This is a genomic window from Microbacterium sp. TWP3-1-2b2 (assembly GCF_049896145.1).
Taxonomy (GTDB): Bacteria; Actinomycetota; Actinomycetes; order Actinomycetales; family Microbacteriaceae; genus Microbacterium.
In genome coordinates this window covers 1,296,966-1,312,230 of sequence record NZ_JAFCTS010000001.1, presented here as the reverse complement: position 1 = coordinate 1,312,230, position 15,265 = coordinate 1,296,966, and the positions used below count along the sequence as shown (strand labels likewise).

The following is a 15,265-nucleotide window of genomic DNA, read 5'->3' as shown; positions in this document are numbered from 1 at the left end:
CGAAGTCAGCGCATAGGCTGACCAGGCCATGCCTACCCCAGTTCATGCCATCATCGTCGCGCGCTCCGGATCGTCGGCGCGTGCACAGCTCCTGCGAACGCTTGACGCCCTGACCCTGCAGACCCGCCGAGCCGACGCGATCACCCTGGTCGTCTGCGGCGATGGCTCCGAATACCGTGCCAGCGACGTCGTCGGGCGGCTCGTCGAGGGCATCATCCAGGCGCGCGGTGGAACCTCGTACGCGGAAGCCGTCGACCTCGCCCGCTCGCGTGTGGCCGACGGCGCAGCCATATGGCTGCTCGCCCACGACACCGCCCCGCACCCGCAGGCGCTCGCGCAGCTCGCCGGTGCGCTCGAGCGTTCACCGTCTGCCGCGATCGCGTCCCCCAAGCTCGTGAACGCCGACAACGAGCGTGAGATCGTCTCGCTGGGTGTCACCATGACGACGCTCGGCCGCTCTGTCGAGTTGGCCGCCGGAGAGCTCGATCAGGGTCAGCACGACGGAAACGACGACGCCCTCGGTGCTGACGTACGCGGCATGCTCATCCGTGGCGAGATGCGCGAGCAGTTGCGTCCGGATCCCGCATTGCACGGAGCAGATGAGGGACTGGATCTCGGCGTGCGCGCTCGCCTCGCCGGCGCGCGGGTGGTGCTGGCGCCGAGCGCTCGAGTGTCAGTGCGTCCGGACGGCCCCGCCGCCCTGCCGAGGAACGCGTCTCACCGCGCCTACGTCTCACGGCTCGCGCAGCTGCACAGGCGCCTCGCGTATGCGCCTGCCGCGGCGGTGCCGCTGCATTGGCTGTCACTGCTGCCTCTTGCACTCTGGCGCACCATCGTCCACCTCATCGCGAAGCGTCCGGCATCCGTGTTCCCCGAGTGGGGCGCAGCGATCATGGCGATGGTGCGCGTCGGTGCCGTGGCGCGTTCGCGGCGGAGCATCCGTGCCACGCGTGCGGCGTCCTGGTCGAGGATCACCCCGCTGCGCATCACTCGGGCGCAACTGCATCGGCGCCTCGACGACGGCCACGGCAGCGAAGGCGGTGCCGTCAGCGAGCTGAACTTCTTCTCGGGCGGCGGCGCGTGGGCGGTGCTGGGCGCTCTTGTCGTCGGCGTGGCATCCTTCTTCACTCTGCTGGCATGGCCGGCGATCGGCGGGGGAGCCCTGCTTCCGCTGCGCACCACCGTCGCGGCGCTCTGGGAGGACGCGGCGTGGGGCCAGCGCGGCATCGGCGTGGGGGTCATCGGTCCTGCTGACCCGTTCTCCGGCGTGATAGCGGCCCTCGGCACTCTGTGGGGCGGCGCCCCATCGTTCGCGCTCGTGCTGGTCTGGTTGCTCGCCCTGCCCCTCGCGGTGCTCGGCGGTTGGTTCGCGGCGACGCGCATCACCGATCGTGGTGGGCTACGCATCTTCGGTGGCGTGGCGTGGGCGCTCTCGCCCACCTTCCTCACCGCCCTCATCGAAGGCCGGCCTGCTGCCGTGCTGCTGCATCTGCTGCTGCCGTGGCTGTTCCACACCGCTGTCGTCGCGCACCGATCCTGGGGTGCTGCCGGCGCCGCCTCCATCGTGCTCGCGGCCGTGCTCGCGTGCGCACCGGTACTCGCCCCCGGTCTCGGCCTGCTCTGGGCCGTGGCGCTTGCGATCGTGCTGACCCGCGGGTGGTTCCACGGCGCAGTCCGGTTGCTCTGGATGCTCGCCCCCGCGGTGGTGCTCTTCGCACCGCTGGCGATCTGGCAGGTGCGCAAGGGCAATCTGTGGGCGCTCTTCGCCGACCCAGGGTTGGCGTGGGCTGGCCCGCAGGTCGCGGCGGACGGCGCAGGACGGATACTGTTGGCGACCGGGTTCCCGACCGCAGACCTCGCGGGGTGGATGGATGTGATCGACCCTGCGATCGCGGCATGGGCTCCGTTGTTCATCGCTCCGCTCGCACTGCTGGCGCTTGCCGCGGCGGTCGCGCCGCGTTGGGGAGCGGGCATCACGCTGCTCGGTGTCGCGATGACGGGTCTCGCGACAGCTTTCGCGGCTGTGGGAGTGGTGGTGAGCTTCGCGCAGGGCATGCCGGTGGAGATCTGGCCGGGTACCGGACTGAGCCTGGCCTGGATCGGCATCGTCGGCGCGGCGCTCGTCACGCTCGACACGGCCGTGACGCTTCCCAGACTTCGTGTGGCAGCCGTCACGGTCGCCGGCCTCGCACTCGCGATATGCGCCATTCCTGCCCTCACCGCCCTCCCCACCGACCGCACAGTGCTCACCGACGGGCCGGAGAGCACCCTTCCTGCGTTCGTGGCCGCCGAAGCGAAGGGCGACCGAGAGATCGCGACTCTTGTGCTCACTCCACAGAACGACGGCGGCGTGGCAGCAGAGGTCGTGTGGGGTGCGAGCGAGACACTCGGAGCGCAGTCGACCATGCTCAGCACCGCGACAGAGCCGCAGGGAACCGACATCAGCGCGCTTTCGGTCGATCTGCTCTCGACGCGCACCTTCGACGCACCGCGCGAACTCGCCGCGCACGGCATCCACTTCGTGCTGCTCGATCAGCTCGACACCGAAGAGTCGGATGCCGCGAGGGCGTTCAGAGTGGCTGCGATCACGGCGCTCGACCAGCGCTCCGGTTTCGTGAAGGTCGGTGAGACGGACAAGGGCGTGCTGTGGCGCCTTGAGGCGACTCCCTCGAAGCGCGCACCGCTCGATGACGTGCAAGAGGGGACTGCCAGGGCGGTCACCGCGCTGCAGCTCATCGTGCTGTTCGCTGCCCTCCTGCTGTCGATTCCGACCAGGGCCTCTCGACGTGCCGCCCGCGCGCAGTCGCGCATCGTCGGACGCTCGGCAGAGGAGCCGATCGTGCTCCCCAGGCGCGCGGACGACCGATTCGACGACGAGCATCCGGCCGGACGGTCTCTGGCGGACCAGGACGGCGAGACCCGCGCTCGCGAGGGATCGAAAGAGGGCGACGATCCAGACGAACATGACGACTCGGCTCCGCGGGAGCGGGAAGTGGACGTCGAGGAGCCGGTACCCGACGCGGTGGATGATCCGGACGATGAACAGCCGACCGACGCCGAGGAGAAGCGATGACTCAGAATCGGGCGATCCATGTCGTCGCCACGAGCGCAAGGCTGCTGGCGGGAGCGATCATCGCCGCCGGGTGCGTCGTCGGCGTCACGGCTGCCGTCGCGCTGCCGTGGCCGGAGATCGTGAATGAACCCGCCCAGGTGTCCGTCACCCCGACCGCGGGCGACACGACGCTGGTGTGCACCGGCTCGTTCCGCGCGATCGGCAGGAACACCCAGGACGCGGGCCAGATGTCATCGGCCGGCGATCCTTCCCTCACCGCCGAGCACAGCGGAGCGAGCGACGAATCCGAGCTCGCAGCATCCGATCTGCTCACGGTCGACCTGAGCGGCCCTGCGGCCGGACCGCTGAAGCTCGTCGGCAGTCCCGATCCTGGTTCGGCCGTGTCCATCGCCGCGGCCGAATCGGTCTCGCTGGCTGCGGATGACCTCTCCGGTCTGGCAGCCAGCGCATGTCGTGAACCGAGCACCGAATCCTGGTTGGTCGGTGGAACCGTGGAGACCGGCACCAGCGACCTCATCATCCTGTCCAACCCGGGCGACGTCCCGGCCACCGCCACGATCACCGTCTTCGGCATCGAGCAGTCATCGACGAAGACCCTCGTGCCGGCGGGCACTCAGCTCGCGGTTCCGCTGTCTTCTGTGGCTGCAGGTCTCCAGGAGCCCGTCGTGCGCGTGACGGCCGCAGGCGCCCCGCTGCGCGCGGTGCTGCAGTCTTCGCTGATCCGCACGCTCGATCCGTCCGGAATCGACGTGCAGGACACCGCGGGTGCTCCGCGGACGGATCTCACGTTCGCCGGTGTGCAGGTGCTGACCAAGAGCCCCGACTCCGCCGTCACCGTGCTGCGACTGATGGCGACGGATCAGGCCGCTCAGGCCACCATCACGATCAGCTCCGAGGGGGAACGGGTGCAGGATCTGACAGTGCCGTTGGATGCCGCGATCCCCGCAGAAGTGAGCCTCGACGCGCTGGATCCGGGCGTCTACAGTGTCGAGGTCACGGCTGACACGCCTGTGGTCGGCGCCGTCCGACAGATCACGGACATCGGCGCCGGCGCCGATTTCGGGTGGATGACACCGGCCCCGGAACTTTCGGGGGAGGTCGTCTTCGCCGTCCCGGACGGGCCGGACCCGCGCATCCACCTGGTCAACTCCGCCGCCACAGAGGCATCTGTCACCCTCACTCCCACCACGGGGGGCGAGGGGGAGACGATCACCGTCCCCGCGGGCGGCTCGATCGTGGCCGACGTGAGCGACGGCACGACGTACGCGCTGGCGACCGACACTCCGTTGCACGCTGCGATCGCCCTGGCAGGCACGGACGAGATGGCCGGTTGGCCGATCTGGCCAGGTGCAGCCGCTCAGGCCGCCATCACCGTCTACCCCTGATCCGAACCGAACTCCCACGGGTCCTTGCCGACGTACTCGGCGGCGGCGCGGAAGACAGCGCTTTCGATCGCGATGCGGCGGTGCATCGCGTCATCGTGTCCCGGCGGGAGCAGACGTTCGATCGGGATGCGGAACAGCACGATGCGGCGACCTTCTCGATCGATCTGCCAGCGGGGGATGCCGGTCGGATCGGGGCTCATCGGCAGCGCTCCGATCTCGAAGCGCACTTCCTGCAGTTCGGGCCAGGTACCGCGCAGGAACTCGACGGCGGTGCCGATCGTGACATCGAAGCGATCTATGCGCCCTTCCAGCGGCGCAAGAGGCGGACGCACGACCTCGCTGCGGCCGAGACGGCCGTGGCGCCCGTGCCGTGCGCCACGGCGGGGCGTCGTGGCACCTCGTGCGGACCGACGATGGGGCATGACGAAAGTCTATGGTGTTCCGCGCGGCAACCGGCCCTGGCCCGCCGGGCGTCCTACGCTGGCCCAGATGGACGAACGACTCTGCTCGAAGGTCACCTGCGCCCGTGAGGCCGTGGCGACGCTCACCTACGACTACGGCGACCAGATGGCGGCGCTGGGTCCGCTGGGGGGAACCGACCACCCGAACGCGCATGATCTCTGCGCCCAGCACGCGCAGCGGGTCTCCGTGCCGACCGGTTGGATCGTCGTGCGTCACGAGGCGATGCGGGCCTGAGTTCCGCCTGGCTATGCTGATCCCGGACGCGTCACGGTGGCGCAACCGGAAAGGCCTTCGTGATCGTCTGGCGTCGTTGGGTCTTCCCACTGCTCCTCGTTGTCGTCTTCGGATTGTGCGCGGCTGCTCTCGTCAAGCTGGCGTTCTTCCCTGACACCGCCGACGCGGTCGTCAGCCCCGACGCCGGCGTCACAGATCCGGTGCTCGCGGTGGAGCGGGGATCCGTGGTCAACGCGCTCACCCTGAGCGGCAACATCGCAAGAGACGATTCCTTTCCGTTGAGGGGCGAGATCAACGGCACGGTGACAGCCGTGCACGTCGCCGACGGTGCTGCGGTCAAGGAAGGCCAGGTGCTGTTCACCGTCGAGCAGGACTATCCGAGAAAGCGCATCGACATCGTCGCCCCCGAGGCGGGGGAGCTCTCCGAGATCGCTCTCGTCAAGGGGCAGGCTCTCGCGGTCGGGTCCGAGGTCGCGACCCTCACCCCGGCCCGATATCACCTGCTCGCGACAGTCGAGCCGGTGCAGCTGTACCGGCTCGTGGGGGCACCGACCGATGCAACAGTGACGATCACCGGAGGGCCCGCACCTTTCGCGTGCACCGGCGTGCGCGTGCAGGTCACCACAGAGGGCACGGCGAGCGTCCGCTGCGCTATCCCCTCCGATCAGGTGGTCTTCGCAGGCCTCCCCGCTCAGATGGACCTCGCGCTCGGCCAGGTCGACGATGCTCTCGTCATCCCCGTCACGGCGGTGCAGGGCGGCTCGGGCACCGGCAGCGTGTGGGTGGATGCAGGAGACGGCGGTGAAGCCGAAGAACGTGCCGTTACCCTCGGAGTCAACGACGGCGCGATGGTGGAAGTGGTCGAAGGGCTGGAAGAGGGCGAGATGATCCGCCAGTTCGTGCCAGGGTTCCTGGCTCCGGTCGAAGAGTTCTGCTACGAGGTCGAACCCGGCGTCGAGCAGTGCGAGAGCGGAACCAGCTGGTGACTCTGGTCGCCCTGGAAGACGTCACCAAGAGCGTCCTTCTCGCCGACGACTCACGACTCGAGATCCTTCGCGGCATCACCCTGACGGTCAGTGCGGGGGATCATGTCTCGATCGTGGGGCGCTCCGGTTCGGGCAAATCAACTCTTCTGAACATCCTCGGGATGCTGGATGCGCCGACCACGGGCTCGGTCTCGTTCGAGGGGCGCCCTGTGCGGAAGATGCGCAGCGGAAGACTCGATCGGGTGCGCGGCGACAATGTGGGGTTCGTGTTCCAGCAGTTCAACCTCCTCGCCGGTCGCACCGCGCTGGACAACGTGATGATGCCGCTCGGACACGCGAAGGGCCGCCTGTTCTGGAAACGGCGGGCGATCGCCACTGACATGCTCGAGCGCGTCGGGCTGGGCCATAGAACCGAGCAGATCGCCGATCGACTCTCCGGCGGTGAGCAGCAGCGGGTCGCGATCGCGAGGGCCCTGGTGCGCCAGCCGGTGCTCATCCTCGCCGATGAGCCGACCGGTGCGCTGGACATCGACACCGGCGCATCCATCATGGCGCTGCTGGACGAGGTGGCGACGGAGACCGACGCCGCGCTGGTGACGATCACGCACGACCTGCACGTCGCCGCGCGCGCCCGCAGGCACTATCGACTGGATGCCGGGCATCTGGCACCCACCGACCTCAGCCGCGCGTTCGAGGCCTCCACGCTCGTCCAGGGGTTCGGGAGCGGCGCATGAGCGGTTTCCTGGGTGCGCTGGCCGACGCGTGGGCGGAGATCCGGGTGCACAAGCTGCGCGTTCTGCTCAGCCTCATCGGAATCGCCGTATCGGTCGCAGCGCTCACTGCCGTCATCGCCTTCTCCGAGTACCAGCAGCAGTATCAGACCGAGCAGTCCGACCGATGGGGTGGCCGAACCGCGACGATCGTCGTGAGCGTCAGCACTGAGAACGGCGATCCGGTCGATTTCGATGCCTTCGGAGACCGATTCGAGCGGGTCTCCGAGCGGTTCGGTTTCAGCCACACCGCCAGAGTCGCGCAGGGCGTGATGTTCCGTGCCCAGCTGCCTGACGGCCTCGTCGAAGTCGGCGGGCGCCTGCTCGACCCCGCCTACTCGCAGATCCATCGCGAGCAGCTGCTGGAAGGGCGCTGGTTCCAGGAGGCCGACGCGGCGGCCCTTGCGCCTCCGGTCATCGTGACAGAGGCGCTGTGGGAGCGGATCGGACGTGTTCCGATGGATCAGCATCCGACGATCGCGATCGCCGGCGACGCAGGCGGCACCTACCAGGTCATCGGTGTCGTCCCGCGTCAGGGATTCGGTGACGAGGAGCTGCGGGTCGACGTGCTCTACGACTCGTATCGCGCGCGCGTCGACAGTCTGCCTGATGGCGCGTGGCCCCAGTACGAGATCTGGGTCGGCGCCGATCAGTCCGCCGAGATCGGCCCCGTGCTGGCCATGGATCTGCGTGCAGGCCTCCCGGACGGTCAGGTCGTCTCAGTGACCCGTTCCGACTGGGCGGCGACGCCGGGCATGGCGGAATCCATGAAGACATTCGAGCTCATCACCGGTGGCATCGCCGCGCTCATCCTCGCTCTGGGCGCGTTGAGTCTGATCAACATCCAGCTCGTCGCGATGCGACAGCGGGTGCGGGAGATCGGCGTGCGCCGCGCCTTCGGGGCGACCGCCGCGCGGGTGTTCGTGTCCGTCCTGCTGGAGAGTCTGGTCGCGACCACCGTCGCCGGTGTCATCGGCATCGCGATCGTCGTCGCTGTGCTCCGTTCCGACTGGGTGGTGCCGGCGATGTTCCAGGGGATGCAGGATGTGCCGCCGTTCCCCATGCGCGCAGCGGTCACCGGCCTTGTGGCATCCGTGATCGTCGGCGCTGTGGCTGGCTTCATTCCCGCACTCGTGGCGCTGCGCGTGAAGGTGATCGACGCGATCAGGTTCTGAGCATCACTGAAGACGTACTGAACGAGTTCGAGCCGGAGAGGCCTCAGACTCCGACGTGTCGTCCTGTCAGCTTCTCCGCGCGGGCGTCGGCGATCGCCAGAGCGCGGCGCTCGCGCTCCCGGCGCAGTACGGTGATGGCGATCAGCAGCTGCTCAGGATGAGCGGAAGGCTGCGGCGAGACATATCTGCTGCTCTCGACGACGAGCTCCTGCGCGATGCGTGCGCGGGCCGGTGGCGACATCCGCTCGGCGTGCTGCAGGAACTGCGAGATGCGTCTGGCCAGGCGATCCGGCATCCGCGCGACGTCGGCGATCTGAGCCCAGCCTGCCAGGGCCTGGGGCATCACGGGGGCGAGCGGAATGAGCTTCGGGGTGCGCACGCGCTGGCTGTACGTTCCCGCCACCATGTCGCCAAGGCGCTGCGAACGGGCAGTGAAAGCGCCTGCGAGGATCGCGACGGCACCGAAGGTCATGTAGATCTCCAGTACGCCGATGAGCGCACGGATGAACGCGTGCCGGAACCCTGCGGCCCCGCCGTCCAGTCGCACGATCCGTCCGCCCACGGCGAGTCGCCCGAGGCTGCGGCCTCGCATGGCGAGCTCGATCACGATCGGCACCGCCACGAAGCACACGACGATCGCCGTCACGTTCATGATGCCGTCGATCGAGCTGTCGATGATCCCGCTGCCCAGAAGCCACATGCGCAGCCACAGGAACAGCAGGAAGAGCGTCCAGCTGACGATCATGTCGATCAGGGCGCCGAGCGCACGCATGAAGAAGCTCAGCGGCTGCACATCGATCGCGACGGCTTCGCCCGAGAGCACTTCGTCAGCGGTGTCGATCGGCGTGGACATGAGTACAGTAAATCAGGTGGATGCCGATGCTCTCAGCGATGCCCGCCGTGCCGAGTGGGAGCGGCTGGACGAACTCAGCCGCCAGCGGCTCGACGGCGACGGCGTCGATGAGCTCATCGTGCGGTACCGCGCGGCCTCCGCTGATCTCGCCGAGCTGAAGACATCGGTCGGGGAATCGCCCCAGGGTGCATACGTGTCGTCGATAGTGGCGAAAGCGCGCCTGAGGCTGACCGGCACGTCCGACAGCATCCTCACGCAGATCGCGCGCTTCTTCACCGATCAGCTGCCGGCAGCGCTGTACCGGTTGCGCTGGACCACGCTGGTGATCGCACTGGCTTTCATCGCGATCACCGCGGGCGTCGCCGCATGGATATCCGGCGATCCTGCGCTCGTCGCGACGCTCGGGCCGGCGGATTTCCTCGAGCAGTACGCCGAGGAGAGCTTCACCGAGTACTACACGGAGAACCCCGCCGCCGTTTTCGCCGGCATGGTGTGGACGAACAATGCGTGGATCGCCGCGCAGTGCGTGCTCTTCGGCGTCACCGGGATCTGGCCCGTCTACGTCATCGCCCAGAACGCGTTCGGACTCGGTGTCTCGGCCGCCGTCATGGCTGCGCACGACAGGCTCGATGTGATGGTTCTGTACATCCTTCCGCACGGGATGCTGGAGATGACGAGCATCTTCGTCGCGGCCGCCGCAGGGTTGCATCTGTTCTGGGCATGGGTGGCGCCGGGACGGCGCACCAGGGCGACCGCTCTCGCGCAAGAGGGGCGATCCCTCGCCACTGTGGCGATCGGTCTGGTGTTCGCGCTGTTCCTGTCCGGCCTGGTGGAGGGCTTCGTCACAGGGTGGTCGCTCCCTTGGCCGATCAAGATCGGCATCGGCGCCGCCGCGCTCGCCGTCTTCCTCATCTACATGCTGCTCGTCGGCGGTCGCGCCTACCGCCGCGGAGAACGTGGCGACCTCCTCGAATACGAAGCGGGAACGCCCCAGCTCGTCGCAGGATGAGAGAACCCGCCTCCGGATGAACCGGAGGCGGGTTCTTGATCGTGCGTCGTGACGGATGCGGTGGTCAGAACTTCTTCGTGCCGTCGAGCAGCGTCTTGTACGCGAACCCGGCGATCAGCGCTCCCACGATGGGGAACACCAGGAAGACCCACAGCTGCGAAAGCGGACCGACGCCCCCGTAGACCGCCGCGGCGATCGAGCGGGCCGGGTTGACCGAGGTGTTGTCGACAGGGATGCTGATGAGGTGGATGAGGGTCAGAGTGAATCCGATCGCGAGTCCGGCGAACGGGGTGGGACGCAGCTTGTGCGTCGTACCCAGGATCACGAAGAGGAAGATCGCGGTCAGGATCACTTCGATGATGATGGCCGCCCAGATGCCGAAGCCACCCGGGGAGTGCTCGTCCCAACCGTTGCTGGCGAAGCCGGCATCCTGCGCGGTGGTGAGCCATCCCTCAGGACCGAACAGGCCGATCAGCACGAGTGCGGTGCTGGCGATGAGCCCGCCGACGATCTGAGCGATGACGTAGCCGGGCACGTCGCGCCACGGAAGACGACCGGCCGCCGCGAGGCCGAGACTGACCGCGGGGTTGAAATGGCCACCGGAGATCGGGCCGAAGGCGTAGACGCCGACGACCACGGTGAGGCCGAACGCGAAGGCGACGGCCACGTACACGGCAGAGCCGGATCCGGGGTCGGTGTAAAGGTTGGAGGCGAACAGCGCGGTGCCGACGCCCCCGAAAACCAGCAGGAACGTGCCGAGTGCCTCGGCGGTGAGTTTGGAGCCGACCGACGGCGTCGGAGGCGCTGCTTCGGCGAGTGATTCACTCATGGGATTCCCTCTCGTCAGTTCGAGTCGGAGACGACCGAATTCACGGCACATCTTCCACGCTCCGATGCGTGCGGTGCGCGAGGCGCGCCGACGCGCACTCAGCGTTCTCCCAGCGCATTCCCGCCCGGTGGGAAACGAATGGGGTCGGATGCCGAAGCATCCGACCCCACCTGAACCGTGTCGTTACAACCGTGTCGTCACTCGCCGACGCCGACCGGATCCGCGGAGGCGTCCGCGGTGCTCAACGCCAACTCGCGCACCTTGTCGGCGGTCTCCTGGTCCACCTGGCCCCAGTACCAGAAGAAGCGCTCCTGGATGGCGGGGACGGTGAGGGCCTGGTACTGCCCCGCGAGGGTCTCGATGAAGCGCTGACGCTCCTCGTCGTTGAACACCTCGGTGATGAGTGTGCGCGCCTGGCCGAAGTCGTCGTCCTCGGAGTGCAGAGTCGCCGCAGAGCGCACGAGTGCACCGTCGTTCTCCCAGCTCGCCTCGACGCCACGTGCCGGATCGGCCTCGGGCCCACCGGCTGCACCATAGGAGTTCGGTGTGTAGACACGGTGCTCTGCGGTGTTGAAGTGGTACTGCATGTTGCCCTCGTGCATGTAGTTGCTGACGTGGGCGGCGTGCGGCTGGTTCACCGGCAACTGGTTGTAGTTGGTGCCGATGCGGTAGCGCTGGGCGTCGGGGTACGAGAACACGCGGGCCATGAGCATCTTGTCCGGCGAGATGCCCGTGCCTGGGACCTGGTTGCCGGGCGAGAAGGCGGCCTGCTCGATCTCGGCGAAGAAGTTCTTCGGGTTGCGGTTCAGCGTGAACGTGCCGACCTTGATGCGCGGGTAGTCCTTCTTCGACCAGATCTTCGTCAGGTCGAACGGGTTGAACCGGTAGGCCTTGGCCTCTTCGTACGGCATGACCTGCACGTAGACGTCCCACGAGGGGTTCTCACCGCGCTCGATGGCCTCGTACAGATCGCGGCGGTAGTAGTCGGCGTCCTGACCTGCGATGCGCTCTGCTTCGTCGGCGAACATCGGCACTACGCCCTGCTGGGAGAGGAAGTGGTACTGCACCCAGAAGCGCTCGCCCGCGGCGTTGACCCACTGGTAGGTGTGCGAGCCGTAGCCGTTCATGTGGCGCCACGAACGCGGCAGGCCGCGATCGCCCATGACATAGGTGACCTGGTGGGCGGACTCGGGAGAGAGGGTCCAGAAGTCCCACTGCATGTCTGCATCGCGCAGGGCCGAGCCGGTCAGGCGCTTCTGCGAGTGGATGAAGTCGGGGAACTTCATGCCGTCGCGCAGGAAGAACGTCGGGGTGTTGTTGCCGACGACGTCGAGGTTGCCCTCGGTGGTGTAGAAACGCAGCGAGAAGCCGCGTACGTCGCGCCAGGTGTCGGGCGAGCCCTGCTCGCCGGCGACGGAGGAGAAGCGGATCAGCGTCTCGCTCCTGGCGCCCGGCTGGAAGACGGCCGCGCGGGTGAACTGCGAGACGTCTTCGGTGACGACGAATTCGCCGAATGCGCCGCCGCCCTTGGCGTGCGGGTTGCGCTCCGGCACGCGCTCGCGGTTGAACGAGGCGAGCTTCTCGACCAGATAGCGGTCGTGGAGCGCGGTGGTGCCGTCGGTGCCTGTGGTCAGCGACTGAGCGTCGCTGGCGACGGGCGTGCCGGTCTGGGTGGTCGTGAAAGTCTTGTCAGTCATTCACTTCTTCCTTTCGCAATCGGAGCAGATGGCTCGGTAGGTCACAGAGGCTTCCAGGATTCGCATCCCGTGATCGTGGGACGGGTGCAGGCACGGCGCTTCCCCCACGGCGCAGGCGACGTCTTCGACGCGACCGCACTCCACGCACTGCAGGTGATGGTGGTTGTCGCGCTCATGCTGCACTTCGTAGAGGGCGCTTCCGGCGTCGGGAAGACTCACACGGCGGACGATGCCGGCGGCGGTGAGGTCGTTCAGGATGCCGTGGACGGTCGGCAATGCGACGCCGCTGAGATCGTCGCGGATGTGGGAGTAGACGGTCTCAGCCGCCGCGTGCGGGCGTGCATTCAGGGCCTCGAGCACTGCGACCCGCTGAACCGTGACGCGCAGCCCTGCAGCGCGTAAGCGCTCGGGTGCTGCTGTCGTCATCTCCATGAGTCCAGTCTGGCATTGTTCTGAATCATTCGCAAAAAGAAATCAGTCAGAACATCTCTCATTCGATGACCTCAGAGCCGCCCGGCGGCCTTCAGCTCCAGGTAACGGTCGGCGATCTTCGGAGGCAGGGATTCCGGGTCTGCCGTGATCGCCTCTCCACCGGCACGTCGGACGGCATCCGCCACGTTCTCGGCGTCTCGAAGGGTGCGTTCCGCGGCTGCGGCGAGGTAGATCTCCTCACGCGAGCCTCTGCGCGTGGCCAGTTCGCCGACGGCGTCGTCTGTGACCGAGCCGACCAGAACGGTCGTCGCCCTCGACGGGGTGGGAAACGCACCGAGGAATCCTCTGGCGGATTCTGCGGCATCCTGGGCGGTGAGGACGACGACGAGCGAGGGCCGCGTCGTGAGCGTGCGGATCGCCGCGAACGCGCCGGACCAATCGGTGTCCACGAGCCGCGCGTGCACGGGTGCCATGGCATCGGTCATGGCCGGGAGGAGCGCCGCCCCATCGATGCCGGTCACGCGGGCACGTACGACGCGGTCGTACAGCAGCAGATGAACGTGATCGCCCGCCCTGGTCGCGAGGGCTGCGAGCAGCAACGCGGCCTCGAGCGCCGCGTCGAGCCGCGTGCCGTCTCCGACGCGAGCCGCGGCAGTGCGTCCGGTGTCGATCAGGATCACCACGTGACGGTCGCGCTCAGGACGCCAGGTGCGCAGCATCGTCGTGCCTGCTCTGGCTGTCGCACGCCAGTCGATCGATCGGACGTCGTCACCGCGGACGTACTCACGCAGTGAGTCGAACTCAGTGCCCTGCCCCCGCACCTGGATGCTGGTGTTGCCGTCCAGCTCTCGGAGCCGTGCGAGCCGGGAAGGCAGATGCTTGCGCGATGCGAAAGCCGGGAGCACGCGGACCGCGCCTCTGACATCGTGACGTGCCTGTCGACCGCCGAGCCCCAGTGGTCCGCGCGAGCGGATGAAGACGAACTCGCTGATCAGCTCGCCGCGACGGCGGGGGAGCAGCGGCACGGTCACACGACGTCTCTCTCCGGCAGGGATCGTCGCGCGCAGACGAGCGTGACTCGCGCCGGCAGTGGGCTGCCAGGCATCGCGCAGCAGGGCGTTCAAGGTTCGCGATCCGTGGTTGTGCACGGCGATGCTCGCCTCCACGGGCTCACCCATCCTGGCGCGCGATGGGACGCGCCTGGTCACCGTCACTGTGTGCGCGCTGGCAGCAGAGGCGACGTCCACGACGAGCAGGATCGTGCAGAGCAGCAGCCATCCGGAGAGTACAGCCCACACTGGCGCCCCCGCCGCGGTGAAGGCGACGAGGGGGATGACGCCGAGCCCGAGAGCAACAGCGAGTCGTCCGGAGATGAACACCTTAGATCGGCACCCGAGTCTGCTGGATCACGCTGGCGAGCACGGCATCCGCCGACACTCCCTCCATCTCTGCGTCCGGCCGCAGCTGCAGACGGTGACGCCAGACAGGCACGAGCATGGTCTGCACATGGTCAGGCGTGACGGCGGTCGATCCGTTCAACCACGCCCAGGCCTTCGCGGCAGCGAGCAGTCCGGTCGAGGCACGGGGACTCGCGCCCAGCTGCACCGAGGGCGACTGGCGAGTGGCGCGGGCGAGATCCACGACGTAGCCGAGCACCTCGTCCGTGACCTCGACCCTGGATGCCGCGTCCTGTGCCGCGCGGATCTCGTCGGCCGTCACTGCGGCCTCGACACCCGTGAGTTCGCGGGGAGAGAAGCCGCCGGCGTGCAGTCGCAGCACCGTGACCTCGGCGTCGCGTTCCGGCATTCCGACCACGAGCTTCATGAGGAATCGGTCGAGCTGGGCTTCCGGGAGGGAATACGTGCCTTCGTGCTCGATGGGGTTCTGGGTGGCCGCCACCAGGAAGGGGTCGGGCAGGTCTCGGCTGGTTCCGTCTGCGGAGATCTGGCGTTCCTCCATCGCCTCGAGCAGCGCGGCCTGCGTCTTCGGAGGCGTGCGGTTGATCTCGTCGGCCAGCAGGACGTTCGTGAAGACGGGCCCTTGACGGAATTCGAACTCACCGGTTCGCGCGTCGTAGACGAGCGAACCGGTCACGTCGCCCGGCATCAGATCCGGGGTGAACTGCACGCGCTTGGTGTCCAAGCCGAGCGCCCGGGCGAACGAGCGCACGACCAGCGTCTTGGCGACGCCGGGAACGCCTTCCAGCAGCACATGCCCCCGTGACAGCAGGCAGACCAGCAGACCGGTGACAGTGCCGGCCTGACCGATGACGGCCTTGTCGACCTCGGCGCGCACGCGGTGCATCGCCGCTCGCAGCTGCGCCTCATCGGTGGTGACGGCGGCGGGGGAGGGTGAGGTGT

14 protein-coding genes are annotated in these 15,265 nt (G+C 67.9%); 7 read left to right on the top strand and 7 right to left on the bottom strand.

The features are described from left to right. The first annotated feature begins 28 nt into the window (after positions 1–28). A complete protein-coding gene (locus tag ACP7AR_RS06585) occupies positions 29–3,073 on the top strand; it encodes a glycosyltransferase (RefSeq protein ID WP_426183956.1) in 3,045 nt (1,014 codons plus the stop codon). Beyond that, positions 3,070–4,458 carry a DUF5719 family protein gene (locus tag ACP7AR_RS06580; RefSeq protein WP_426183954.1) on the top strand — a complete coding sequence of 463 codons (1,389 nt, stop codon included), beginning with the start codon at positions 3,070–3,072 and terminating at the stop codon, positions 4,456–4,458. Before ACP7AR_RS06585 ends, ACP7AR_RS06580 begins: the two co-directional genes overlap by 4 nt. Here ACP7AR_RS06580 and ACP7AR_RS06575 read toward each other — a convergent pair. After that, on the bottom strand, positions 4,449–4,880 hold the full coding sequence (locus ACP7AR_RS06575) for a hypothetical protein (protein WP_426183952.1): 432 nt from the start codon (positions 4,878–4,880) through the stop codon (positions 4,449–4,451). The two genes, ACP7AR_RS06580 and ACP7AR_RS06575, sit on opposite strands and share 10 nt — an antisense overlap. On the opposite strand from ACP7AR_RS06575, the gene ACP7AR_RS06570 reads away from it, so the two are divergent. Genes ACP7AR_RS06570 through ACP7AR_RS06555 form a run of 4 tightly spaced genes read left to right on the top strand, consistent with a single transcriptional unit; the run spans position 4,879 to position 8,085 of the window. After that, on the top strand, positions 4,879–5,154 hold the full coding sequence (locus ACP7AR_RS06570) for a DUF3499 family protein (protein WP_426183950.1): 276 nt from the start codon (positions 4,879–4,881) through the stop codon (positions 5,152–5,154). The genes ACP7AR_RS06575 and ACP7AR_RS06570 overlap by 2 nt on opposite strands. Before the next feature lie 59 nt (positions 5,155–5,213). Beyond that, positions 5,214–6,140: an efflux RND transporter periplasmic adaptor subunit gene (locus tag ACP7AR_RS06565; protein ID WP_426183948.1), complete on the top strand. Its 927-nt coding sequence runs from the start codon at positions 5,214–5,216 to the stop codon at positions 6,138–6,140. Further along, on the top strand, positions 6,137–6,874 hold the full coding sequence (locus ACP7AR_RS06560) for an ABC transporter ATP-binding protein (RefSeq protein WP_426183946.1): 738 nt from the start codon (positions 6,137–6,139) through the stop codon (positions 6,872–6,874). The genes ACP7AR_RS06565 and ACP7AR_RS06560 overlap by 4 nt, the downstream gene beginning before the upstream one ends. Beyond that, positions 6,871–8,085, top strand: coding sequence for an ABC transporter permease (locus ACP7AR_RS06555; RefSeq protein WP_426183944.1), 1,215 nt, complete (start codon positions 6,871–6,873; stop codon positions 8,083–8,085). The genes ACP7AR_RS06560 and ACP7AR_RS06555 overlap by 4 nt, the downstream gene beginning before the upstream one ends. A 43-nt stretch (positions 8,086–8,128) precedes the next feature. Here ACP7AR_RS06555 and ACP7AR_RS06550 read toward each other — a convergent pair whose 3' ends face one another. Continuing rightward, entirely contained in the window at positions 8,129–8,938 is an 810-nt protein-coding gene (locus tag ACP7AR_RS06550) for an RDD family protein (RefSeq protein ID WP_426183942.1), read from the bottom strand. 16 nt (positions 8,939–8,954) lie between these two features. On the opposite strand from ACP7AR_RS06550, the gene ACP7AR_RS06545 reads away from it, so the two are divergent. Then, the gene (locus ACP7AR_RS06545) at positions 8,955–9,947 is read left to right on the top strand and encodes a stage II sporulation protein M (protein WP_426187664.1); all 993 of its coding nucleotides are present in this window, start codon (positions 8,955–8,957) and stop codon (positions 9,945–9,947) included. Between the two features lie 64 nt (positions 9,948–10,011). On the opposite strand, the gene aqpZ is transcribed toward ACP7AR_RS06545, so the two are convergent. The 5 genes from aqpZ to ACP7AR_RS06520 all read right to left on the bottom strand — a co-directional run bounded on the left by aqpZ (position 10,012) and on the right by ACP7AR_RS06520 (position 15,209). Continuing rightward, positions 10,012–10,776, bottom strand: a complete 765-nt coding sequence (gene aqpZ / locus ACP7AR_RS06540) for an aquaporin Z (protein ID WP_426183940.1) — start codon at positions 10,774–10,776, stop codon at positions 10,012–10,014. A gap of 197 nt (positions 10,777–10,973) precedes the next feature. Next, a complete protein-coding gene (locus ACP7AR_RS06535) occupies positions 10,974–12,473 on the bottom strand; it encodes a catalase (protein WP_426183938.1) in 1,500 nt (499 codons plus the stop codon). Beyond that, a complete protein-coding gene (locus tag ACP7AR_RS06530; protein ID WP_426183936.1) occupies positions 12,474–12,905 on the bottom strand; it encodes a Fur family transcriptional regulator in 432 nt (143 codons plus the stop codon). Positions 12,906–12,976: 71 nt separating this feature from the next. Then, entirely contained in the window at positions 12,977–14,284 is a 1,308-nt protein-coding gene (locus tag ACP7AR_RS06525; RefSeq protein ID WP_426183934.1) for a DUF58 domain-containing protein, read from the bottom strand. Between the two features lies 1 nt (position 14,285). Beyond that, positions 14,286–15,209, bottom strand: a complete 924-nt coding sequence (locus ACP7AR_RS06520) for an AAA family ATPase (RefSeq protein ID WP_259062196.1) — start codon at positions 15,207–15,209, stop codon at positions 14,286–14,288. Between the last annotated feature and the right edge of the window lie 56 nt (positions 15,210–15,265).